This window comes from Escherichia sp. KTE31 (genome assembly GCF_000407925.1).
Lineage (GTDB): Bacteria > Pseudomonadota > Gammaproteobacteria > Enterobacterales > Enterobacteriaceae > Escherichia > Escherichia ruysiae.
This window is the reverse complement of sequence record NZ_KE136723.1, coordinates 62,017-81,407: the sequence shown is the minus strand read 5'-3', so window position 1 is coordinate 81,407 and position 19,391 is coordinate 62,017. Positions and strand designations below refer to the sequence as shown.

The following is a 19,391-nucleotide window of genomic DNA, read 5'->3' as shown; positions in this document are numbered from 1 at the left end:
ATTCCTTTCAGGCTGCGGTAATCAGCCAGCAGTTGTGGATCTGGCGGTTACGGGCGAAATCCTGGGAGAGCGTTTTTTGCGTAATTTCTTGTGCTTTCAGCCCCAGTTTTGCCAGACCGTCGAGATCCATACGGAAGCCACGTTTGTTGTTCGAGAACATGATAGTCCCACCTGCGCGCAGCAGGCGCTTCAGATCTTTCATCAGAGCCAGATGATCGCGCTGAACATCAAACGCATCTTCCATTCGTTTTGAGTTAGAGAAGGTTGGCGGATCGATAAAGATCAGATCGAACTGTTCATTAGCTTCACGCAACCACGCCAGGCAATCGGCCTGAATCAGGCGATGCGCACGACCGGTTAAGCCATTCAGACGCAGGTTGCGTTCTGCCCACTCCAGATAAGTACGCGACATATCCACCGTGGTGGTGCTGCGCGCACCGCCTAAGCCCGCGTGCACGGTGGCGCTACCGGTATAGGAGAAAAGGTTGAGGAAATCTTTGCCTTTACTCATCTGACCGAGCATACGACGGGCGATACGGTGATCGAGGAACAAACCCGTATCGAGGTAATCCGTCAGGTTCACCCACAGGTGCGCGTTATATTCGGTGACTTCAATAAACTCGCCCTTCTCGCCCAGTTTCTGATACTGATTTTTGCCTTTCTGGCGTTCACGGGTTTTCAGCACCAGTTTGTTTGGCGCAATCCCCAGTACCGAAATGGTCGCAGCGATAATATCGAACAGACGTTGACGCGCTTTGTGCGCATCGATGGTCTTCGGCGGCGCGTACTCCTGCACGACCACCCAGTCGGCGTAGCGGTCAACAGCGACGTTGTATTCCGGCAAATCGGCGTCATACAGACGATAACATTCAATCCCTTCCTGACGCGCCCATTTTTCGAATTTCTTCAGGTTCTTACGCAGACGGTTGGCGTAATCTTCCGCCACCATCGCCGGTTTGCTGTCCGGAGTACTTTCAGCAACGTGGTAATTTTTCTGCACGCAGTCCAGCGGGCCATTTTTCGCCTTGTACTGTTTGTCTGCGCGCAATTGCAGACAACTTAACAAATCCGGTGAGGCGCTGAATAAAGAGAGATTCCAGCCACCGAACTGGTTTTTCATGATTCGACCCAACAGACTATGCAGCGCAATCAGCGCCGGTTCGCTGTCCAGACGCTCGCCGTACGGCGGGTTGCTCAGTACTGTACCATACGGTCCTTTTGGCAGCGGATTGGTCAGTTGCGCGACATCTTTCACGTCAAAAGTGATCAGTTCGCCAATCCCCGCCAGGCGGGCGTTAGTACGCGCACGTTGAATCACCCGCGCATCGCTGTCGGAACCGTAGAAATGAGAGCTGTATTCTGCCAGACCTTTACGAGCACGAGTTTGCGCTTCCGCTTTCACTTCCTGCCAGATGGCTTCGTCGTGCTGCGCCCAGCCGCTAAAGCCCCAACGCCCACGGTGCAAGCCCGGCGCGCGGTCGGTCGCCAGCATCGCTGCTTCAATCAGCAACGTACCGGAACCACACATCGGGTCAAGCAGTGGTGTTCCTGGCTGCCAGCCGGATCGCATCACAATGGCAGCCGCCAGTGTTTCTTTGATTGGCGCAATACCGGCACGGTCACGATAACCACGCAGATGCAAACCATCACCACTTAAGTCGAGAGCGATACTGGCGGTTTCTTTATGTAGCCAGACATTAACGCGGATATCCGGCGCATCGCGATCAACATTTGGTCGCGGCAGATTTTTACGCGTGAAAGCATCAACAATTGCGTCTTTAACTTTCATCGCGCCGTACTGGCTGTTGCGGATAGTGTCATTCAGACCGCTAAAGTGGACAGCAAAGGTCGCGCCAGGATTAAACATCTCTGTCCAGTTGATCGCCTGAACGCCGAGATAGAGGTCTAAATCGCTGTAAACCTTACACTCGCCCAGCGGCAACATAATACGCGAGGCCAGGCGGCTCCACATCAGGCTCTGGTATACAAGCCGCGTGTCGCCCTTGAAATGGACCCCACCCTGAACCACCTGGCATTCAACGGCCCCCAGGTTTTCCAGTTCAGTTTTTAACAGCTCTTCCAGCCCACGGGCCGTACTGGCAAACAGAGAATTCATATCGTCACTTTTACTCTAAGAAAATTGTTGCGCATTATAGCTAATAAGTCCGTCATGTCATAAAGTTGAGGGCTTATTTTCATTTGGGGACCGCACCGTGGCGACATTAACCCGGCTTTTTATTCATCCTGTTAAATCCATGCGTGGCATCGGTCTGACACACGCTCTTGCAGATATCAGCGGGCTGGCCTTCGATCGCATTTTTATGCTGACAGAACCTGACGGTACGTTTATTACCGCTCGTCAGTTTCCGCAAATGGTACGGTTTACCCCTTCTCCCGTGCATGACGGCTTACATCTCATCGCGCCCGATGGTAGCAGCGCGTGGGTCCGCTTTGCCGATTTCGCCAAACAGGACGCACCAACGGAAGTGTGGGGTAACCATTTTACTGCGCGCATTGCGCCAGATGAGATTAACAAATGGTTAAGCGGATTTTTCTCCCGCGACGTGCAATTGCGCTGGGTGGGGCCGCAGATGACGCGGCGCGTAAAACGCCACAACACTGTACCCCTGTCATTCGCTGATGGCTATCCGTATCTGCTCGTCAATGAAGCTTCATTGCGCGATCTCCAACAACGCTGTCCGGCAAGTGTCAAAATGGAACAATTCCGCCCCAATCTGGTTGTTTCTGGCGTAGCCGCGTGGGAAGAAGACACCTGGAAAGTGATTCGTATTGGCGATGTGGTGTTCGATGTGGTGAAACCTTGTAGCCGTTGTATTTTCACCACCGTTAGCCCGGAAAAAGGGCAAAAGCATCCGGCTGGCGAACCATTAAAAACGCTGCAATCTTTCCGTACAGCCCAGGATAACGGCGATGTCGATTTCGGTCAGAACTTAATTGCCCGTAACAGTGGTGTTATCCGTGTTGGCGATGAGGTGGAAATCCTGGCGACAGCACCGGCAAAAGTCTACGGTGCGGCCGCAACGGACGATACTTTCCCTGCGCCCCAACAACCGAATGCGAATGTTGATATCAACTGGCAAGGGCGGGCATTTCGCGGTAATAACCAACAGGTACTGCTGGAACAATTAGAAAATCAAGGGATTCGTATTCCCTATTCTTGCCGTGCCGGCATATGTGGAAGTTGTCGTGTTCAGCTTCTCGAAGGCGAAGTCACCCCGCTGAAAAAATCAGCTATGAGCGACGATGGAACAATTCTTTGCTGTAGTTGCGTACCGAAGACTGCATTGAAACTGAAAAGTTAAACGGCTTGTTCAAGGCTGACGCTGTCATAACTCACATGCGGTCTCAGCCTGTCATTCATAATTTTGATGGCGTCACCCAGTTGCATGGCGCGCCCGGCGATAATGACGCAAGGTTGCGCCAGCAGGCACAGTGCGGCATTTTCGCCAGATTCAATAACCAGTAAATTGACCTGCTCATTGGTGTCGCTTAACCAGACACAGGCAGCATCACCCGACGCTGGTGCCCACATTTCGCCATGAGAAACAAAATGCCAGCTTTTCGGCATTTGCGGTTTGAGATAACGAATCGCTACCAGTGCATTAAGCACCAGTTCAGCTTTTTGTTCTTTTGATAAGTTAAGGTCGCGGCATTTTTCTTCAAACGTGAAATAGAGCGCGGCGTCATCAACGCAAAATCCCGCAGGAGAAAAAGCATCCGGCGTCAACATTTTACGTGCAAAACGTGAGCGAAACAGCATACCATTGGCTAAATCAAGCATCATTCGGTCATGCTCTTCATCGTAATACCAACGCCAGTTATCGTCTGGTTTAATTCGCATATGCCTCTCCTCTACCCTATAAATTCACTGCAACACATTCCATTGTCGCTTTGCTTAATAACCTCAACAAGAAAAGTACAAAATGTCTAAATAAGTAACAGGAATGAATATAAAACAACCAGGGCTGAAAATAAAGCCCTGATTATCTTATAAAGAAAAAGTGAAAGAAATAATTAGATATGAGTAACGATTTCTTTAATCAGCGGCGGCCCTTTAAAAATAAAACCAGAATAAATTTGCACCAGTGAGGCCCCTGCGGCTATCTTCTCACGGGCAGCGATAACCGAGTCAATACCACCAACACCAATGATCGGTAAACGACCATTTAATTCCTGCGACAAGCGGCGAATAATTTCTGTGCTTTTTAATTGTAACGGACGACCACTTAAGCCACCGGTTTGCTCGCAATTTTTCATTCCCTGAACTAAAGAACGATCGAGGGTGGTATTAGTCGCAATAACGCCATCAATATTATGGCGTACCAAACTATCGGCCACCTGGATCAACTCCTCTTCAGAAAGATCCGGCGCGATCTTCACTGCGATCGGCACATATTTATGGTGCATCGCTTGCAAATCATTTTGCTTATTTTTAATTGCCGTTAATAAATCATCCAGTGCTTCGCCATATTGCAGAGTACGTAATCCTGGGGTATTCGGTGATGAAATATTGATGGCGATATATCCTGCATAGGCGTAGATTTTCTCCATACAAATCAGATAGTCATCTTTGCCTTGCTCAACCGGTGTATCTTTATTTTTACCGATATTAATTCCCAGAACGCCGTCATAATGTGCTTTTTTAACGTTCTCAACGAGGTTATCAACGCCGAGGTTATTAAAGCCCATACGGTTGATCAAACCTTCAGCATCCACCAGGCGGAAGAGACGTGGCTTGTCATTTCCTGGTTGTGGACGAGGGGTGACAGTGCCGATCTCGATCGATCCAAATCCCATTGCGCCTAAAGCGTCAATACACTCCCCGTCTTTATCAAGACCGGCAGCCAGACCAAGCGGATTTTTAAAGGTCAGTCCCATGCAGTTAACCGGTTTCGCTGGTACGTTCTGTCGAACAAGTGCTTCAAACGGCGTTCCGGTAATGCGACGTAATTGCTGAAAAGTAAACTCATGAGCGCGCTCAGGATCGAGCTGGAAAAGGGCTTTACGAACGAAGGGGTAGTACATGAACTCTCCTGGATTCCCGGTGTGCAAACCGGGTGCGTATTATGTGCGAGTTCGGATCAAAAGGGAATTGACCTGTGGCAAAAAAAGCGCAAACGTTTTCTGAACCTGTTTTAGGGCAGATTTTGCTCCTTCTTTTCACTCAAACCGCCGTAATCATTTATCGTCTGCCAGGAGACCTGGCACTGTGCCACTGACTGGCACCAACTTGTCTGACGCTGACTTTTAGGAGCCACAACCCCCGCGTTGCTTAGCGGTTGACCATTTACGCTAACCTGAATCAAGTTGATGTAGTAAGGCGTGGGGTTAATCAGTTGCACCCCCTGCGAAGTCCGTGACCAGCGTAATTGTTGATAAGCCTCCAACGGATCGCCTTGCAAACCTTCGGGTCGCCAGAACAGTTTAAATACTGAACGCATCGCCACTTTCACGCTTTGATTTTCCACTTTGCCAGAAGGCACGCTGGCAATGCTTAATTCGAATAGCGTTTCACGATCCGCAGGTAATAAATTGCTTTCAGTTTTCAGCAAGCGCAACGTTCCTGTGGTTCCCGGCTTCAACAGAAAAAGCGGCGGAGCTGCCAGTAATGGTGCTGATGTGGCAGGTGCATCTCCCCCCGCCCAGCGTACAGGGCGATTAATTTTACTGTTGATAAGCCAGGATTCCTGACTGGTATTGGTCAGTGAAATCGAAATCGATTCTCTGTCAGCAGGAAAGACAAATCGCGTTCCCCCAACCACAACCCCCGCCTGTAACTCTCCCGCTACCAGCAGGAGTAAGACGACAAAAATAGACAGCGTAAATCTGTTCCAGATATTAGTCATAATGAAGTACAAATGTCGCGCTGGCACTCACATTGCCTGACTGCACACCGCCACCGACAGGTCGCAGTTGCGCATAAAACGTTAATGGCACATTATCGCTATGTAAGCTGTAGTCTTTGCTCGCTTGATTAAGCGGTATCAATATCTTCGCATCATCCAGAATCGCAATAGCCAACCCACTAGCTGCATCCGTACCACTTTCAATGGACAGCATTTCGCTCTGCATTCCGTCGGGTATTCCTGAAAAGGTGACGTCTACCGTGCTGACATCTGTTCCGCAATCCTGCAAATTAATCATGAAAGATTTCTCCGGACCATAATTCCCATGAGAAAAACGCGTCAGCGAGACATCACCTAACGGCACATTAATTTGCTTGCTATCCTGTGCCAGTACGCACGTGTTACGGCGAAACGATCCACTGATGTTTACCGTGCCATCATGAGCAAACACCGTGCCGCCTCCCGTTAATCCCAGCAAGCACAGAATCAAGATTATCCGTTTCAACATCACTCCTTCACTGGTAAACCAGATCAAAATACAGGACAGCAGTCGCATTACCGCCCGTTGCTCCCGCCTTTGTAGACTTGTAACGCAGTTGATACTTGAGTGTGTTATCCCCTGCTTTTAAGGGGGTGAGCGGCTGTACCTGATTGAGCGGGATTTCTTGCTGGGTTTGTGCATCGAGAATTTGCACGGCAATCCCCGTTGCCATTCCACCGCTTCCGCCTGTGTCGGTTAATTTGAGTAATGTCGGTGCAAGGGAATCAGCTTCGCCGCTAAAAAGGGCATCCGCGCCAGTAATACCAGCGGCACAGCCGGTAATATCAATATTCAAATCAGCAGCAGTGCTTACGGTATTCGCGGTCTGAAAATCGCTGATATTAAAATCACCAATATGGATATTTTGTAATGCGCTTTTAGTAGAGACATCGCAGCCCTGATCGACCACATTGCCATAAATATGCATACTGACCTGCTCAGGTCCAGCCGTCCCGACATGTGCATTAAGCAGAGTCAACGACAAGACAACATACTGAATTATTGTATTTTTCTTCATGTATTCACGCGTCAGTCAAAGTTTATTCTTACCGTCGCCGTGGCTTCAAAGCGCCCGGTTTCCGGTGGTACGCCCGTCGTGCTGACCGGATAAACATTCATTCGCGCGATACTGTCCGCATCATCAGGAATTGAGAGCGGTAGCGTTCCTCCTGCCGGGGAAATAATATTGTTCTGGCTGTCAGTGACTACAACACCGACACCGGGACGTGAAGTCTTAATCGCCTGGGGATAATTGGGATCGCTGGTTGCCGTCAGACTTAAATTAACGTTAACCAGTCCGGAGTTTCCGGTATTACACCTGACAGGAATCGATAGACCTGCGGTATTGGCTCCCAGGGGTTTATGACCCACTACCCGAAAGTTAGCGGCAAATACATCCCCCAAATCCACTTCGATGGTCTCTCCGGCGTTAACAGAGCATGATTCCAAAGAATTGATAGTACCTGACAGGTAATACACCAGAACCGGTGTACCTGTGGCCGTACAGGAATTACCTGCGGGTATGTTGTAACATTCAAAAAGTCGAGCTAGTGCTATAGGTGGTATAGTTACCGACCCAACGAATGGCTGTAAAATTTTCAGGGAAAAACTCCCACTATTACCGCTAGCCCCCTGGCCGCCTAACCGTTGACCTCCGGGGTCGCAAATATGCCATCGGTTGTCAGACCCTGTACCAATATTTTCAAACGGTACTGCAGTTGGAGAATTCCCTTTCACCTGGAGCAATACCTTAGCCGCCAGATAGTCGTTGATTTTGTACCAGCTGTCGCCTAAATAGGGTAATGGTGAATCAGCAGCGAATGCCCACAGGCCACTTCTGACATTGTCTTTATCGCAATCACAGGAAACATAATAATCATTCGATTCGTTCCACTGATAAAATTTATCTTTGACCACTCCTGCTGTATTTTCTTCTTCGTCGAGAGTTTTAACGCCAAAATTAACGCCAATATAAGGGTTCCCCTGCGTAACATGGCACTGTCCGGTATAAGCAGCGGCTTGAGCGCCCCAAAGTATTAACACGGCAGCAAAAATCAGTCGTAATAATGAAATAGAATTTATCTGCATATGGCCTCCATACGCGTAATCGCTGAGTTAATTTGCTGTTCGGTTAGTTGATAACTTATTCGGCAAGCCTGATCGGAAGCTTCGCCCCAGCGTACGGTTATCGTTCCCTTCGCCGGTAAACCTGACATATAGAGCGAACCATCATCATCAATAATGCCGCTATTTGTCTGTACGCCATCCAGTGTTGCCATCGCGCCAAAGCGCAGCGGCATACCCTGCTTTGATGTTTTCATTAATACTCTGGCCCCAACATGAGCACTGAATTGCGCCAATACCAGCGCCCCTTTGGTGGGCACCACGTTTACCACTGCATTTTCAATATCCACATTACGTCTCAACGACGCGGCATCGAGCGCAATGCGATTTTCCCGGTAAGAAGTGGCATAAGGGACAACGGTATAGCCGCGCCAGTCGGTTTTCAGGCCAGTGCTGTTTGCCACTCGGGTATTTTCTGCGCCCGGAGCAGCAATCAAAACATTTGTTTCACCCAATGATTGACCCAACGTAATACCGTGCGAATGGGCAACTAAACCGCCTGAAAGTGCATAATTAAGCTGTTGCTGTCGGGCATTATCGCTGTAGTTATATCCCACTCTGGCATCACCAAACGCACCCTTGTAATCCATGCTGGCGCTGCCGTTGGCGGTTTTTCCTTCGCTGTTATAACCCTGTTGCACGCTATAACTCAGATTACCGTCGTCGAGTAATGTCTCCGTTAAACCCAGGTTTTGCGTTATATGTCCCTCGTTATCGACGCTGGTATTTGAGGTCACCCAGGCGTAATTCTTTTTCGCGGTATAGCTATCATTAGTCTTTGGAAGCAATAAACTGAACGGTAAGGAAAAATTCAGCGCAAATACCTGGTCGGCTTCAGGCTGGCCACGTGATTTACTGTAGTTCCACGATAGTCCCAGGGAAACATCTTTAATTTGCGTGTTATAACCAAACTGTAATAACCGATCCTGTTGATTCGTATGCCAGTATGTCTGCTGACTGCCGCTTAAATAAAACGAACCGTACTCGCCTAATTGCTGGGAGATATTGAGCTGAAGTTTGCCGCGTTTGGTGTAATACAAATTGTAATAACGCGACCACATCGGCGTGTCTTCGTCATCACCGTCATTAAATTCGTAACCATCCATGTGTTTATACATGGTGTCGGAAAGTGTGTAGAAACCGGAAGTAGAATAGCGATAGCCCATCAACTGAAAATTAGTGCCAAACTGGTTAAGCGTTTTGGCATACAGGAAACGATACGACTGACCTTTATGTTCACTTTGATCTGCCAGTGTACTCTTCGCCTGGGTTGCATCGAACGAAATTGCCCCGAAATCGCCGAGGTTAAACCCCATGCCAAACATCGCAGCACGGTAATATTCAGCATATTGCCCACCGCCATACCAAGTCATTCCCCACGGCCCACCCCATTGCAGCGTAGCCTGAGCAAATTTACTTTCTTGTTGGTCATTGCTATTGGTTCTGTATTTCGCCAGTGTCACCGCGTATTTGATTCGCCCCTGACGCTGGAGCAATGGCACGCTGGAAAAAGGTACGCTGTAACTATTGACGCTGCCGTCAGCTTCTTTAATTTCAACCAGCAAATCACCACTAGACGACGTGGAATAGAGATCACTAATTTCAAAAGCACCAGGCGAAACATAGGTTTGGTAGATGGTATAGCCGTTTTGTTTAATTGTTATCTGAGCATTGCTTTTTGCGATACCACGCACCACTGGCGCAAAGCCTTTCAAACTGTCTGGCAGCATGTTGTCATCTGACGCCAGTTGCACGCCACGAAAGCTGACGCTATCGAAAAAATCGCCTGCTGTATAATCATCACCCACGGTCAATTCACCTTTTAATGGAATAACTGCCCGCTGCAGGTAGCTGCTGAGATTCTTCCATTCTGCGGGTTGTCCGCTACTACGACTCCATGTTGAATTGTTGCGCAATCTCCACGAACCTAAATTCACGCCACTGTTTAAATTCAGAAAATAGCTGTCGCCAGAATCACTGCTTGTACTGCTGTGAATGCTGTTAGCACCGCTAAATGAATATCCCAGTAATAGCGCGTTGATCCCTTCATCCCAACGTTCAGGGGGAACGTAGCCACGAGCGTTACTTTTGATGGCGATTTGCGGTACTGAAATTTCCAGACGGAGTTTATTCACATCAAAGGTCACGCTGGCATCGGGAATAATCTCCATCAACGGCGCGCACGCTTGTTTGTCCAGTTGTTTAAAAGCCGGAAACGCGTCAGTATTCACGCCCATTGCATCCAGGCTTTCAGTCGTTAAACAGGCAGCAATCCCCTTCTCTGGCGTTATCTCAACAAAATTGACGTTGCGCGTATCTACAATTGTCTGATTCAGAACAATATCGACACGATAAATCCCTGGCGTTATTTTTTGTCCTTTTTCGAAACGGGACAAATCGGCCACCATTGAGGGATCATCTTTGAAAAAGGCAGGATCGAACCAGGTTTCAGCTTGTGCATTGAACGCCGCCGACACAAACACCACCAGCCCACCAATAAACGATGGCACTCCACCAGAGCTTAACAGGCTGTGTTGTCGTTGAGTTCTATGCATCTCGCTCTCTTAACTGAAGACGACTTACGATTTACAGTTGAGTTGCGGCGTTTCCGCCCCATAGTCATTGATTGTTTGGTACGTTACGCTGCTGTTTTTGGCTCCCTTAGGCAGAGAGAATTGATATTTATCAACGGGGGAGATCATTTGATTTTTAACCGTTTTCCCACCTATTTTCAGGTTTGTAAGGGTAATGAAGTAAGGCGTTGGATTACTGACCGTAATCACGTCGGCTGACGAGGTGCAACGCAGTTTTGCCGGAGCCTCACTAACGGAATACGGTAAACCTTTTGGTCGCCAGAACAGTTTGATAACACTTTGCGTGGCAATCTTCAGGGTATTGCCCTCTTCCCGCTTTGTTGTGGCAGGAACGGCACGCACACTGGTATAGAAAAGGCTTTCCCTGTCTTTTGCTAACGGTGCACCAATATACATAATGCGTAACAGATTCTCATTTGCCGGATTCAGCACAAATAGCGGTGGCGTAATAATAAAATCTGCTGATTTTTTATTATCCGGCGTCATCACCCATGACTGAATAAGATAAGAAACATCAGGACTGGTGTTACGCACGCCAAGTGAAATTTGTTCTTCACTTTCAGAATAAACCAGACGCGTGGCGGCAAGTCCTACTCCACCTTTACCTGCGGCCCAGACGGACATACAGTTTAGTAATATTACCGTTAAACTTACGGTCACAATTCCCTTTGTTATGCAAGTTTTCATAAACAGGTACTCTTAAAAAATATGAATATCCCCTCCAGAACACTGGAGGGGTACTAATTAATAAAACAATTAATGAGTTCTATTAATAATAGTTAATATGGAAATCAGTTACCGCATTAACATTACCTGAAGTCGCTTTACCCGTAGCGATATAATCAACTTTAAAGGTCACTGTTTGCTCAGCAGAATCCGCTAACTGAATATTTTCAGTTTCCGTACCGGGAGTCACTGTTGTAGTACCATCCGGCATATACATTTGTAGAGCGACATTAGTCGCTGCATCGGTAGAAGCCTGGTTGGCGAATGCTGTAGTCTGTGTGGCGTCAGCCGTACCGCTAAAGGTGAAAGCAGCATTTTTAGTTACAGTAACATCACAGTCTTCTAATGCAATTGGTACATCAGTTTTTACACCAGAGACTGCGCCATTACTTTGCAACTTCGTTGCACTGACATTTGGCAATGTGACTATTGAATCTTTCGTCGCAGCGACCAGCGTGCAGGCAGGTGCGATGACTTTACCATTAAACGTTACTGTACCGTCCGTGATGGCATTATCATCAGCCGCCATAACGCTGGAAGTTGTACATACCACAGTTATAAACGCCGTCAATACACTTTTTTTCATCGTTATCATCCTGATTTCTTCGTAAATATGATAATGCCTATAAATGACATCGCATTTAATAATATCAATAATTGTCCGCTATTTAAACCGGGTCTATTCACCCAAATAAATGACATTTTCTTAACTTATAGATTTAGTGAATATAATTTCATGGTACTCATTGGCAATATATTGATTCAATATAAAACGACAGCCCAATAAATAAATACAAGTGATATTTTAATAACATCCTTTAGTTCATTTTTAGAAAAACATACACAAAAATTATATTTGGCATTTGCTTTTCCCTCCGACAGACTGAGCGAATTGTTATCAATGTTAACAAAACAAGAACAATTGGTTATAAGGAGAGAATATGCGTGTCATCACCCTGGCAGGAAGTCCTCGCTTTCCCTCTCGCTCCAGTTCTTTGCTGGAATATGCGCGAGAAAAATTGAATGGCCTGGATGTCGAGGTTTATCACTGGAATCTGCAAAACTTCTCCCCGGAAGATTTGCTCTATGCCCGTTTCGATAGTCCGGCACTCAAGACCTTCACCGATCAGTTGCAAGAGGCTGATGGGCTGATTGTCGCCACGCCCGTCTACAAAGCCGCCTATTCCGGCGCACTGAAAACGCTTCTCGATCTGCTACCAGAACGCGCACTGCAAGGAAAAGTGGTGTTGCCGCTGGCGACAGGTGGCACGGTGGCTCACCTGCTGGCGGTTGATTACGCACTTAAACCAGTTTTAAGCGCACTAAAAGCCCAGGAGATCCTACACGGTGTATTTGCCGATGACTCACAGGTGCTTGATTTCCAACATAAGCCGCAATTCACGCCGAATCTGCAATCCCGTCTTGATACCGCGCTCGATACCTTCTGGCAGGCGTTGCACCGCCGTGATGTCCAGGTTCCTGACCTTCTCTCTCTGCGAGGTAACGCCCATGCGTAATATTTTTAAACTGGTGCTGGTGGGATTATTCAGCGCCTCTACGCTCGCGATTGCTGCGGAGTCTTCTCCTGAAGCGTTACGGATAGGTTATCAGAAAGGCAGCATCAGCATGGTGCTGGCAAAAAGCCACCAGTTACTGGAAACACGCTATCCGCAAACCAAAATCTCGTGGGTTGAGTTTCCCGCTGGTCCGCAAATGTTGGAGGCGTTAAACGTCGGCAGTATCGATCTGGGCAGTACGGGGGACATTCCTCCAATCTTTGCTCAGGCCGCCGGTGCTGATTTGGTTTACGTCGGTGTCGAGCCGCCGAAACCAAAAGCCGAAGTGATTCTGGTGCCCGAAAACAGCCCGATCAAAACTGTGGCTGAACTAAAGGGCCACAAAGTCGCGTTTCAGAAAGGTTCAAGTTCGCACAACCTTTTACTGCGCGCACTGCAACAGGCCGGGCTTAAATTCACTGATATCCAGCCGACCTATCTGACGCCCGCCGATGCGCGCGCTGCATTCCAGCAGGGTAACGTCGACGCCTGGGCTATCTGGGATCCTTACTACTCTGCCGCGTTATTACAGGGCGGCGTGCGGGTGCTGAAAGATGGCACCGATCTCAATCAAACAGGATCGTTTTATCTGGCAGCCCGTCCCTATGCGGAAAAAAACGGCGCATTTATTCAGGGCGTACTGACAACCTTTAGCGAAGCTGATGCGTTAACCCGCAGCCAGCGCGAGCAAAGTATCTCTTTACTGGCAAAAACGATGGGCTTACCGGCACCGGTGATTGCCTCGTATCTGGATCATCGTCCTCCCACCACCATCAAACCCGTGAACGCCGAGGTTGCTGCTTTACAGCAACACACTGCCGACCTGTTTTATGAAAATCGTCTGGTGCCGAAAAAAGTCGATATCCGTCAACGCATCTGGCAACCCACTCAACTGGAAGGAAAACAATTATGAGTCTGAATATATTCTGGTTTTTACCCACGCACGGTGACGGTCATTATCTGGGAACGGAAGAAGGGTCTCGCCCGGTTGATCATGGGTATCTGCAACAGATTGCGCAAGCGGCGGATCGTCTGGGCTATACCGGTGTGCTGATCCCAACAGGCCGTTCCTGCGAAGATGCGTGGCTGGTGGCGGCATCAATGATCCCGGTGACGCAACGGCTTAAGTTCCTCGTCGCCCTACGCCCAAGTGTGACATCGCCTACCGTAGCCGCTCGCCAGGCTGCCACGCTTGATCGCCTCTCTAATGGACGCGCGTTGTTTAACCTGGTTACAGGCAGCGATCCGCAAGAGCTGGCAGGCGACGGCGTGTTTCTTGATCATAGCGAGCGTTACGAAGCCTCGGCGGAATTTACTCAGGTCTGGCGGCGGTTATTGCAGGGGGAAACCGTCGATTTCAACGGCAAACATATTCATGTGCGAGGAGCAAAACTGCTCTTTCCACCGATCCAACAGCCGTATCCTCCTCTTTACTTTGGCGGATCGTCCGACGTCGCTCAGGATCTGGCTGCCGAACAGGTTGATCTTTATCTTACCTGGGGCGAGCCGCCGGAGCGGGTAAAAGAGAAGATCGAACAAGTGCGGGCAAAAGCTGCCGCACATGGGCGCAAAATCCGTTTCGGTATTCGTCTGCATGTAATTGTCCGCGAAACCAACGACGAAGCCTGGCAGGCCGCCGAACGGTTAATCTCCCATCTTGACGATGAGACGATTGCCAAAGCACAAGAAGCGTTTGCCCGGACGGATTCCGTAGGTCAACAACGAATGGCGGCGCTGCATAACGGTAAGCGCGACAACCTGGAGATCAGCCCCAATTTATGGGCGGGTGTTGGCTTAGTGCGCGGCGGTGCCGGGACGGCGCTGGTGGGCGATGGGCTGACAGTCGCTGCGCGAATCAACGAATACGCCGCGCTTGGCATCGACAGTTTTGTACTTTCTGGCTATCCACATCTGGAAGAAGCGTATCGGGTTGGCGAGTTGTTGTTCCCACATCTGGATGTCGCCATCCCACAGATTCCCCAACCGCAGCCGCTGAACCTGCAAGGCGAAGCAGTGGCAAATGAGTTTATCCCACGTAAAGTCGCGCAAAGCTAAGGAACAAGATGATGGCAACGCCAGTGAAAAAGTGGTTATTGCGCGTTGCCCCCTGGTTTTTACCGGTGGGCATCGTGGCGGTGTGGCAACTGGCCTCGTCAGTTGGCTGGTTGTCGACGCGTATTTTGCCCTCACCGGAAGGGGTGGTGACGGCGTTCTGGACGCTCTCAGCCAGCGGCGAATTATGGCAGCATCTGGCGATCAGCTCCTGGCGGGCGCTAATCGGTTTTTCCATTGGCGGATCGCTGGGATTGATTCTGGGGCTGATTAGCGGTCTGTCGCGCTGGGGTGAGCGACTACTGGATACCTCAATTCAGATGTTGCGCAACGTGCCGCATCTGGCGCTGATCCCACTGGTGATTTTGTGGTTTGGCATTGATGAGTCCGCAAAGATTTTCCTGGTGGCGCTTGGCACGCTATTCCCCATTTATATCAACACCTGGCACGGGATCCGTAATATCGATCGCGGGCTGGTAGAGATGGCGCACAGCTATGGCTTATCCGGCGTGCCGCTGTTTATCCATGTGATCCTGCCCGGTGCCCTGCCCTCAATTATGGTCGGTGTGCGCTTTGCGTTAGGTCTGATGTGGCTGACGCTGATTGTTGCCGAAACCATTTCTGCTAATTCCGGCATTGGTTATCTGGCGATGAATGCGCGGGAGTTTCTGCAAACGGACGTGGTGGTAGTCGCCATTATTCTTTACGCCCTGCTCGGCAAACTTGCTGACGTCAGCGCCCAATTGTTAGAGCGCGTCTGGCTACGCTGGAACCCGGCTTATCATCTGAAGGAGGCCACGGTATGAATACTGCACGATTGAACCAGGGCACACCGCTATTGCTCAATGCGGTAAGCAAACATTACGCAGAAAATATCGTTCTGAATCAACTTGATCTACATATTCCGGCTGGTCAGTTTGTGGCTGTGGTCGGTCGCAGCGGCGGTGGTAAAAGTACTCTGCTGCGCCTGTTGGCGGGGCTGGAAACACCAACCGCAGGCGATGTGTTAGCGGGCACAACGCCACTTGCCGAAATTCAGGACGATACACGCATGATGTTTCAGGATGCCCGTTTACTGCCGTGGAAATCGGTGATTGATAACGTCGGGTTAGGCCTTAAAGGCCAGTGGCGCGATGCCGCGCGTCGGGCGTTGGCTGCGGTAGGATTGGAGAATCGGGCTGGGGAATGGCCTGCCGCACTTTCTGGCGGGCAAAAACAGCGTGTGGCACTGGCAAGAGCGTTGATTCATCGACCGGGTTTATTGTTGCTTGATGAACCGCTCGGGGCACTGGACGCCTTAACGCGACTGGAGATGCAGGATTTGATTGTGTCACTTTGGCAGGAGCACGGTTTTACCGTCTTGCTGGTAACGCATGATGTGAGCGAAGCGGTGGCGATGGCTGACCGGGTGCTGTTAATTGAAGAAGGAAAAATTGGTCTGGATTTGACGGTGGATATACCCCGTCCGCGCCGGTTAGGGTCGGTACGATTAGCGGAGCTGGAAGCGGAAGTGTTGCAGCGGGTAATGCAGCGTGGGCATTCTGAACAACCGATTCGGCGTCATGGTTAATATGCCGGATGCGGCGCATAAAACCAGCAGTTTCAACGGGCTTGTAGGCCTGATAAGACGCGTCAAGCGTCGCATCAGGCCGTTGGGCACGGTTGCCGGATGCGGCGTGAACGCCTTATCCGGCCTACAAAACCAGCAATTTCAACAGGTTTGTAGGCCTGATAAGACGCTGCAAGCGTCGCATCAGGCATGTTTGTATCAAGCCAGAGCTTTGGTGATTTTCTCGTACAGATCGCCAGAGAGATTTTCCAGCCCTTTCAACTGTTCCAGCGCCGCACGCATTTTTGCCTGACGTTTGGCATCGTAACGTTTCAGGCGAATTAGCGGCTCAATCAGGCGCGAAGCCACCTGCGGGTTACGGCTGTTCAGGTCGGTGAGCATTTCCACCAGGAACTGATAACCGCTGCCATCTTCGGCATGGAACGCAGCCGGGTTGCTGCCCGCAAACGCACCAATCAACGAACGAATACGGTTCGGGTTGCTCATGGTAAATGAGCGATGCTGCAACAGGCTACGCACCGTCTCCAGCACATTCGCCGCCGGACTGGTGGCTTGCAGGATAAACCATTTATCCATCACCAGGCCGTCCTGATGCCACTTGTCGTCGTACTCCTGCATCAGCGCGTCACGACATGGTAACTGCGCAGCAACCGCCGCCGAGAGCGCCGCCAACGCATCGGTCATATTGTTGGCCTCGTGGAACTGCTTGCTCACCAGCACGTCAGCCAGATGCGTTTCACCAAAAGCGAGGAAACGCAGGCAGGCATTACGCAGAGTGCGTTTCGCAATATCTTCATGCTCAACGCGGTACTCACTCTGGTAATTCGCGTTATAAATAGCCAGCAACTCATCCGCCAGTTCAGTCGCCAGAGTACGGGTGAGAGCTTCACGCACTTCAGCAATGGCAATCGGGTCGATGATATCGAACAGTTCTGCCATTTCATTGACGGAAGGCAGCGTCAGGATTTCTGCCGCCAGCGCCGGGTCAATCTTCTCATCGAGCAATACCGCACGGAAAGCATCTGCAACATGCACCGGCAGAGATAGCGGCTGCCCTTGCTGATGACGGGCAACGTTCAGTTTGATGTAGGTTGCAAGCAGGCTTTGTGCCGCATCCCAGCGAGAGAAATCATTACGCGCATGGCGCATCAGGAAAGTCAGTTGCTGGTCGCTCCACTTATATTCCAGTTTCACCGGCGCAGAAAATTCGCACAGCAGCGCAGGCACAGGCTGGAAGTAGACGTTATCGAAGACAAAGGTCTGTTCCGCCTGGGTGACATTCAATACCGGATTGACCGGATGGCCACCCTTCTGCAACGGAATCACTTTGCCTTCGTTGTCATACAATTCAATAGCAAACGGAATATGCAGTGGCTGTTTTTCTGCCTGATCCGGCGTGGCTGGTGTGCGCTGGCTGATGGTCAGAGTGTACTGCTCGGTTTCCGGATTGTAGTCGTCTTTAACGGTCACAATCGGCGTACCGGACTGACTGTACCAGCGACGGAAATGGGAAAGATCGACATTTGACGCATCTTCCATCGCCTGAACGAAATCGTCGCAGGTCGCAGCACTACCATCATGACGCTCGAAATAGAGCTGCATCCCTTTCTGGAAGTTTTCTTCGCCCAGCAAGGTGTGGATCATACGAATCACTTCTGCGCCCTTTTCGTAAACGGTCAGAGTGTAGAAGTTGTTCATTTCAATGACCATATCCGGACGGATTGGGTGAGCCATCGGGCTGGCATCTTCCGCAAACTGCAATCCGCGCATGGTGCGCACATTATTGATACGGTTTACCGCGCGGGAACCAAGGTCAGAGCTGAATTCCTGATCGCGGAAAACGGTCAAGCCTTCTTTCAAACTGAGCTGGAACCAGTCGCGGCAGGTCACACGGTTACCGGTCCAGTTATGGAAATATTCATGGCCGATAACGCGTTCAATATCGAGGTAATCTTTATCGGTTGCGGTGTCGGTACGCGCCAGCACATATTTGGAGTTAAAGATGTTAAGACCTTTATTCTCCATTGCGCCCATGTTGAAGAAATCCACTGCAACGATCATATAGATGTCGAGGTCATACTCCAGGCCAAAGCGTTCTTCATCCCACTTCATGGAATTTTTCAGCGAGGTCATCGCCCACGGCGCGCGATCAAGATTGCCGCGATCGACATACAGCTCCAGCGCCACTTCGCGACCGGAGCGGGTAGTGAAGGTGTCGCGAAGTACATCGAAGTCACCAGCTACCAGCGCAAACAGATAGCTCGGTTTCGGGAACGGATCCTGCCACTGTACCCAGTGACGTCCGTTTTCCAGTTCGCCTTGCGCAACGCGGTTACCGTTGGAAAGCAGGAACGGGTATTTAGTTTTATCGGCAACAATTTTGGTGGTAAAACGCGCCAGCACGTCCGGGCGATCGAGATAGTACGTAATATGGCGGAAACCTTCAGCCTCACACTGGGTGCAGAGCGCATCGCCTGACTGATAAAGCCCTTCCAGCGCGGTGTTGGAGGCCGGGCTAATTTCATTAACAATCTTGAGCGTAAAACGTTCCGGTAAATTATTGATGATCAGTGCGCCCTCTTCTTTTTTCCAGGCTGTCCACGGCTCATCATTAATATGAATAGAGACCAGTTTAAGGTCTTCGCCGTCCAGACGAAGCGGAGCATCTGATGCACCATGACGGACAGCCTGGCTGATCGCGGTAACCACCGTCTTTTGCGCGTTCAGGTCAAAGGTCAAGTCAATATCAGTAATCTGGTAATCCGGCGCACGATAGTCGTGACGGTATTTGGCTTGTGGCTGTTGAGTCATAAATAACCTTTAGCATCTTTTATAGAGTCAGGTGTTCAGTCTATTCCTGTT

General features: G+C 49.9%; 17 protein-coding genes. 6 read left to right on the top strand and 11 right to left on the bottom strand.

Annotation, left to right across the window (positions count from 1 at the left end):
* Positions 1 to 7 precede the first annotated feature (7 nt).
* Positions 8 to 2,116: a bifunctional 23S rRNA (guanine(2069)-N(7))-methyltransferase RlmK/23S rRNA (guanine(2445)-N(2))-methyltransferase RlmL gene (gene rlmKL / locus WES_RS13080; protein WP_001086506.1), complete on the bottom strand. Its 2,109-nt coding sequence runs from the start codon at positions 2,114 to 2,116 to the stop codon at positions 8 to 10.
* Between the two features lie 97 nt (positions 2,117 to 2,213).
* On the opposite strand from rlmKL, the gene WES_RS13085 reads away from it, so the two are divergent.
* On the top strand, positions 2,214 to 3,323 hold the full coding sequence (locus tag WES_RS13085; protein ID WP_016158015.1) for a YcbX family protein: 1,110 nt from the start codon (positions 2,214 to 2,216) through the stop codon (positions 3,321 to 3,323).
* On the opposite strand, the gene zapC is transcribed toward WES_RS13085, so the two are convergent.
* The 9 genes from zapC to WES_RS13130 all read right to left on the bottom strand — a co-directional run bounded on the left by zapC (position 3,320) and on the right by WES_RS13130 (position 11,937).
* Complete coding sequence (gene zapC / locus WES_RS13090) at positions 3,320 to 3,862, bottom strand: cell division protein ZapC (RefSeq protein WP_001220664.1); 543 nt, start codon at positions 3,860 to 3,862, stop codon at positions 3,320 to 3,322. The genes WES_RS13085 and zapC overlap by 4 nt on opposite strands.
* Before the next feature lie 173 nt (positions 3,863 to 4,035).
* Entirely contained in the window at positions 4,036 to 5,046 is a 1,011-nt protein-coding gene (pyrD, locus tag WES_RS13095; RefSeq protein ID WP_010355464.1) for a quinone-dependent dihydroorotate dehydrogenase, read from the bottom strand.
* 110 nt (positions 5,047 to 5,156) lie between these two features.
* Positions 5,157 to 5,867, bottom strand: a complete 711-nt coding sequence (locus WES_RS13100; protein WP_016158014.1) for a fimbrial chaperone — start codon at positions 5,865 to 5,867, stop codon at positions 5,157 to 5,159.
* Entirely contained in the window at positions 5,860 to 6,375 is a 516-nt protein-coding gene (locus WES_RS13105; protein WP_032147833.1) for a fimbrial protein, read from the bottom strand. Before WES_RS13105 ends, WES_RS13100 begins: the two co-directional genes overlap by 8 nt.
* A 7-nt stretch (positions 6,376 to 6,382) precedes the next feature.
* On the bottom strand, positions 6,383 to 6,925 hold the full coding sequence (locus WES_RS13110; RefSeq protein WP_016158012.1) for a fimbrial protein: 543 nt from the start codon (positions 6,923 to 6,925) through the stop codon (positions 6,383 to 6,385).
* Positions 6,926 to 6,936: 11 nt separating this feature from the next.
* On the bottom strand, positions 6,937 to 7,995 hold the full coding sequence (locus tag WES_RS13115; RefSeq protein ID WP_016158011.1) for a fimbrial protein: 1,059 nt from the start codon (positions 7,993 to 7,995) through the stop codon (positions 6,937 to 6,939).
* Positions 7,986 to 10,586, bottom strand: a complete 2,601-nt coding sequence (locus WES_RS13120) for a fimbrial biogenesis usher protein (protein ID WP_016158010.1) — start codon at positions 10,584 to 10,586, stop codon at positions 7,986 to 7,988. The genes WES_RS13115 and WES_RS13120 overlap by 10 nt, the downstream gene beginning before the upstream one ends.
* Before the next feature lie 24 nt (positions 10,587 to 10,610).
* Positions 10,611 to 11,312, bottom strand: a complete 702-nt coding sequence (locus tag WES_RS13125; protein WP_016158009.1) for a fimbrial biogenesis chaperone — start codon at positions 11,310 to 11,312, stop codon at positions 10,611 to 10,613.
* 82 nt (positions 11,313 to 11,394) lie between these two features.
* A complete protein-coding gene (locus tag WES_RS13130; RefSeq protein ID WP_000750302.1) occupies positions 11,395 to 11,937 on the bottom strand; it encodes a fimbrial protein in 543 nt (180 codons plus the stop codon).
* A 355-nt stretch (positions 11,938 to 12,292) separates the two neighbouring features.
* Here WES_RS13130 and ssuE point away from each other — a divergent pair, with 355 nt between their 5' ends.
* From ssuE to ssuB, 5 genes are read left to right on the top strand one after another with little or no spacing between them, the layout of a single operon-like run.
* Complete coding sequence (ssuE, locus tag WES_RS13135; RefSeq protein WP_001263941.1) at positions 12,293 to 12,868, top strand: NADPH-dependent FMN reductase; 576 nt, start codon at positions 12,293 to 12,295, stop codon at positions 12,866 to 12,868.
* On the top strand, positions 12,861 to 13,820 hold the full coding sequence (gene ssuA, locus WES_RS13140) for an aliphatic sulfonate ABC transporter substrate-binding protein SsuA (RefSeq protein ID WP_016158008.1): 960 nt from the start codon (positions 12,861 to 12,863) through the stop codon (positions 13,818 to 13,820). Before ssuE ends, ssuA begins: the two co-directional genes overlap by 8 nt.
* The gene (gene ssuD / locus WES_RS13145; protein ID WP_016158007.1) at positions 13,817 to 14,962 is read left to right on the top strand and encodes an FMNH2-dependent alkanesulfonate monooxygenase; all 1,146 of its coding nucleotides are present in this window, start codon (positions 13,817 to 13,819) and stop codon (positions 14,960 to 14,962) included. Before ssuA ends, ssuD begins: the two co-directional genes overlap by 4 nt.
* Positions 14,963 to 14,973: 11 nt before the next feature.
* Positions 14,974 to 15,765 carry an aliphatic sulfonate ABC transporter permease SsuC gene (gene ssuC, locus WES_RS13150; protein ID WP_000235200.1) on the top strand — a complete coding sequence of 264 codons (792 nt, stop codon included), beginning with the start codon at positions 14,974 to 14,976 and terminating at the stop codon, positions 15,763 to 15,765.
* A complete protein-coding gene (gene ssuB, locus WES_RS13155; RefSeq protein WP_001090494.1) occupies positions 15,762 to 16,529 on the top strand; it encodes an aliphatic sulfonates ABC transporter ATP-binding protein in 768 nt (255 codons plus the stop codon). Before ssuC ends, ssuB begins: the two co-directional genes overlap by 4 nt.
* 198 nt (positions 16,530 to 16,727) lie before the next feature.
* Here the strand turns inward: ssuB and pepN are convergent, their stop codons facing one another.
* Positions 16,728 to 19,340 carry an aminopeptidase N gene (gene pepN / locus WES_RS13160; RefSeq protein ID WP_016158005.1) on the bottom strand — a complete coding sequence of 871 codons (2,613 nt, stop codon included), beginning with the start codon at positions 19,338 to 19,340 and terminating at the stop codon, positions 16,728 to 16,730.
* Positions 19,341 to 19,391 lie beyond the last annotated feature (51 nt).

Bases quoted from the DNA above. Each gene is read 5' to 3' on its own strand.
- ssuB (WP_001090494.1), top strand. From the start codon at position 15,762: ATGAATACTGCACGATTGAACCAGGGCACACCGCTATTGCTCAATGCG.
- WES_RS13115 (WP_016158011.1), bottom strand. From the start codon at position 7,995: ATGCAGATAAATTCTATTTCATTATTACGACTGATTTTTGCTGCCGTG.
- ssuC (WP_000235200.1), top strand. From the start codon at position 14,974: ATGGCAACGCCAGTGAAAAAGTGGTTATTGCGCGTTGCCCCCTGGTTT.
- zapC (WP_001220664.1), bottom strand. From the start codon at position 3,862: ATGCGAATTAAACCAGACGATAACTGGCGTTGGTATTACGATGAAGAG.
- ssuA (WP_016158008.1), top strand. From the start codon at position 12,861: ATGCGTAATATTTTTAAACTGGTGCTGGTGGGATTATTCAGCGCCTCT.
- WES_RS13105 (WP_032147833.1), bottom strand. From the start codon at position 6,375: ATGTTGAAACGGATAATCTTGATTCTGTGCTTGCTGGGATTAACGGGA.
- ssuE (WP_001263941.1), top strand. From the start codon at position 12,293: ATGCGTGTCATCACCCTGGCAGGAAGTCCTCGCTTTCCCTCTCGCTCC.
- ssuD (WP_016158007.1), top strand. From the start codon at position 13,817: ATGAGTCTGAATATATTCTGGTTTTTACCCACGCACGGTGACGGTCAT.
- rlmKL (WP_001086506.1), bottom strand. From the start codon at position 2,116: ATGAATTCTCTGTTTGCCAGTACGGCCCGTGGGCTGGAAGAGCTGTTA.
- WES_RS13100 (WP_016158014.1), bottom strand. From the start codon at position 5,867: ATGACTAATATCTGGAACAGATTTACGCTGTCTATTTTTGTCGTCTTA.
- WES_RS13130 (WP_000750302.1), bottom strand. From the start codon at position 11,937: ATGAAAAAAAGTGTATTGACGGCGTTTATAACTGTGGTATGTACAACT.
- WES_RS13110 (WP_016158012.1), bottom strand. From the start codon at position 6,925: ATGAAGAAAAATACAATAATTCAGTATGTTGTCTTGTCGTTGACTCTG.
- WES_RS13125 (WP_016158009.1), bottom strand. From the start codon at position 11,312: ATGAAAACTTGCATAACAAAGGGAATTGTGACCGTAAGTTTAACGGTA.
- pyrD (WP_010355464.1), bottom strand. From the start codon at position 5,046: ATGTACTACCCCTTCGTTCGTAAAGCCCTTTTCCAGCTCGATCCTGAG.
- WES_RS13120 (WP_016158010.1), bottom strand. From the start codon at position 10,586: ATGCATAGAACTCAACGACAACACAGCCTGTTAAGCTCTGGTGGAGTG.
- pepN (WP_016158005.1), bottom strand. From the start codon at position 19,340: ATGACTCAACAGCCACAAGCCAAATACCGTCACGACTATCGTGCGCCG.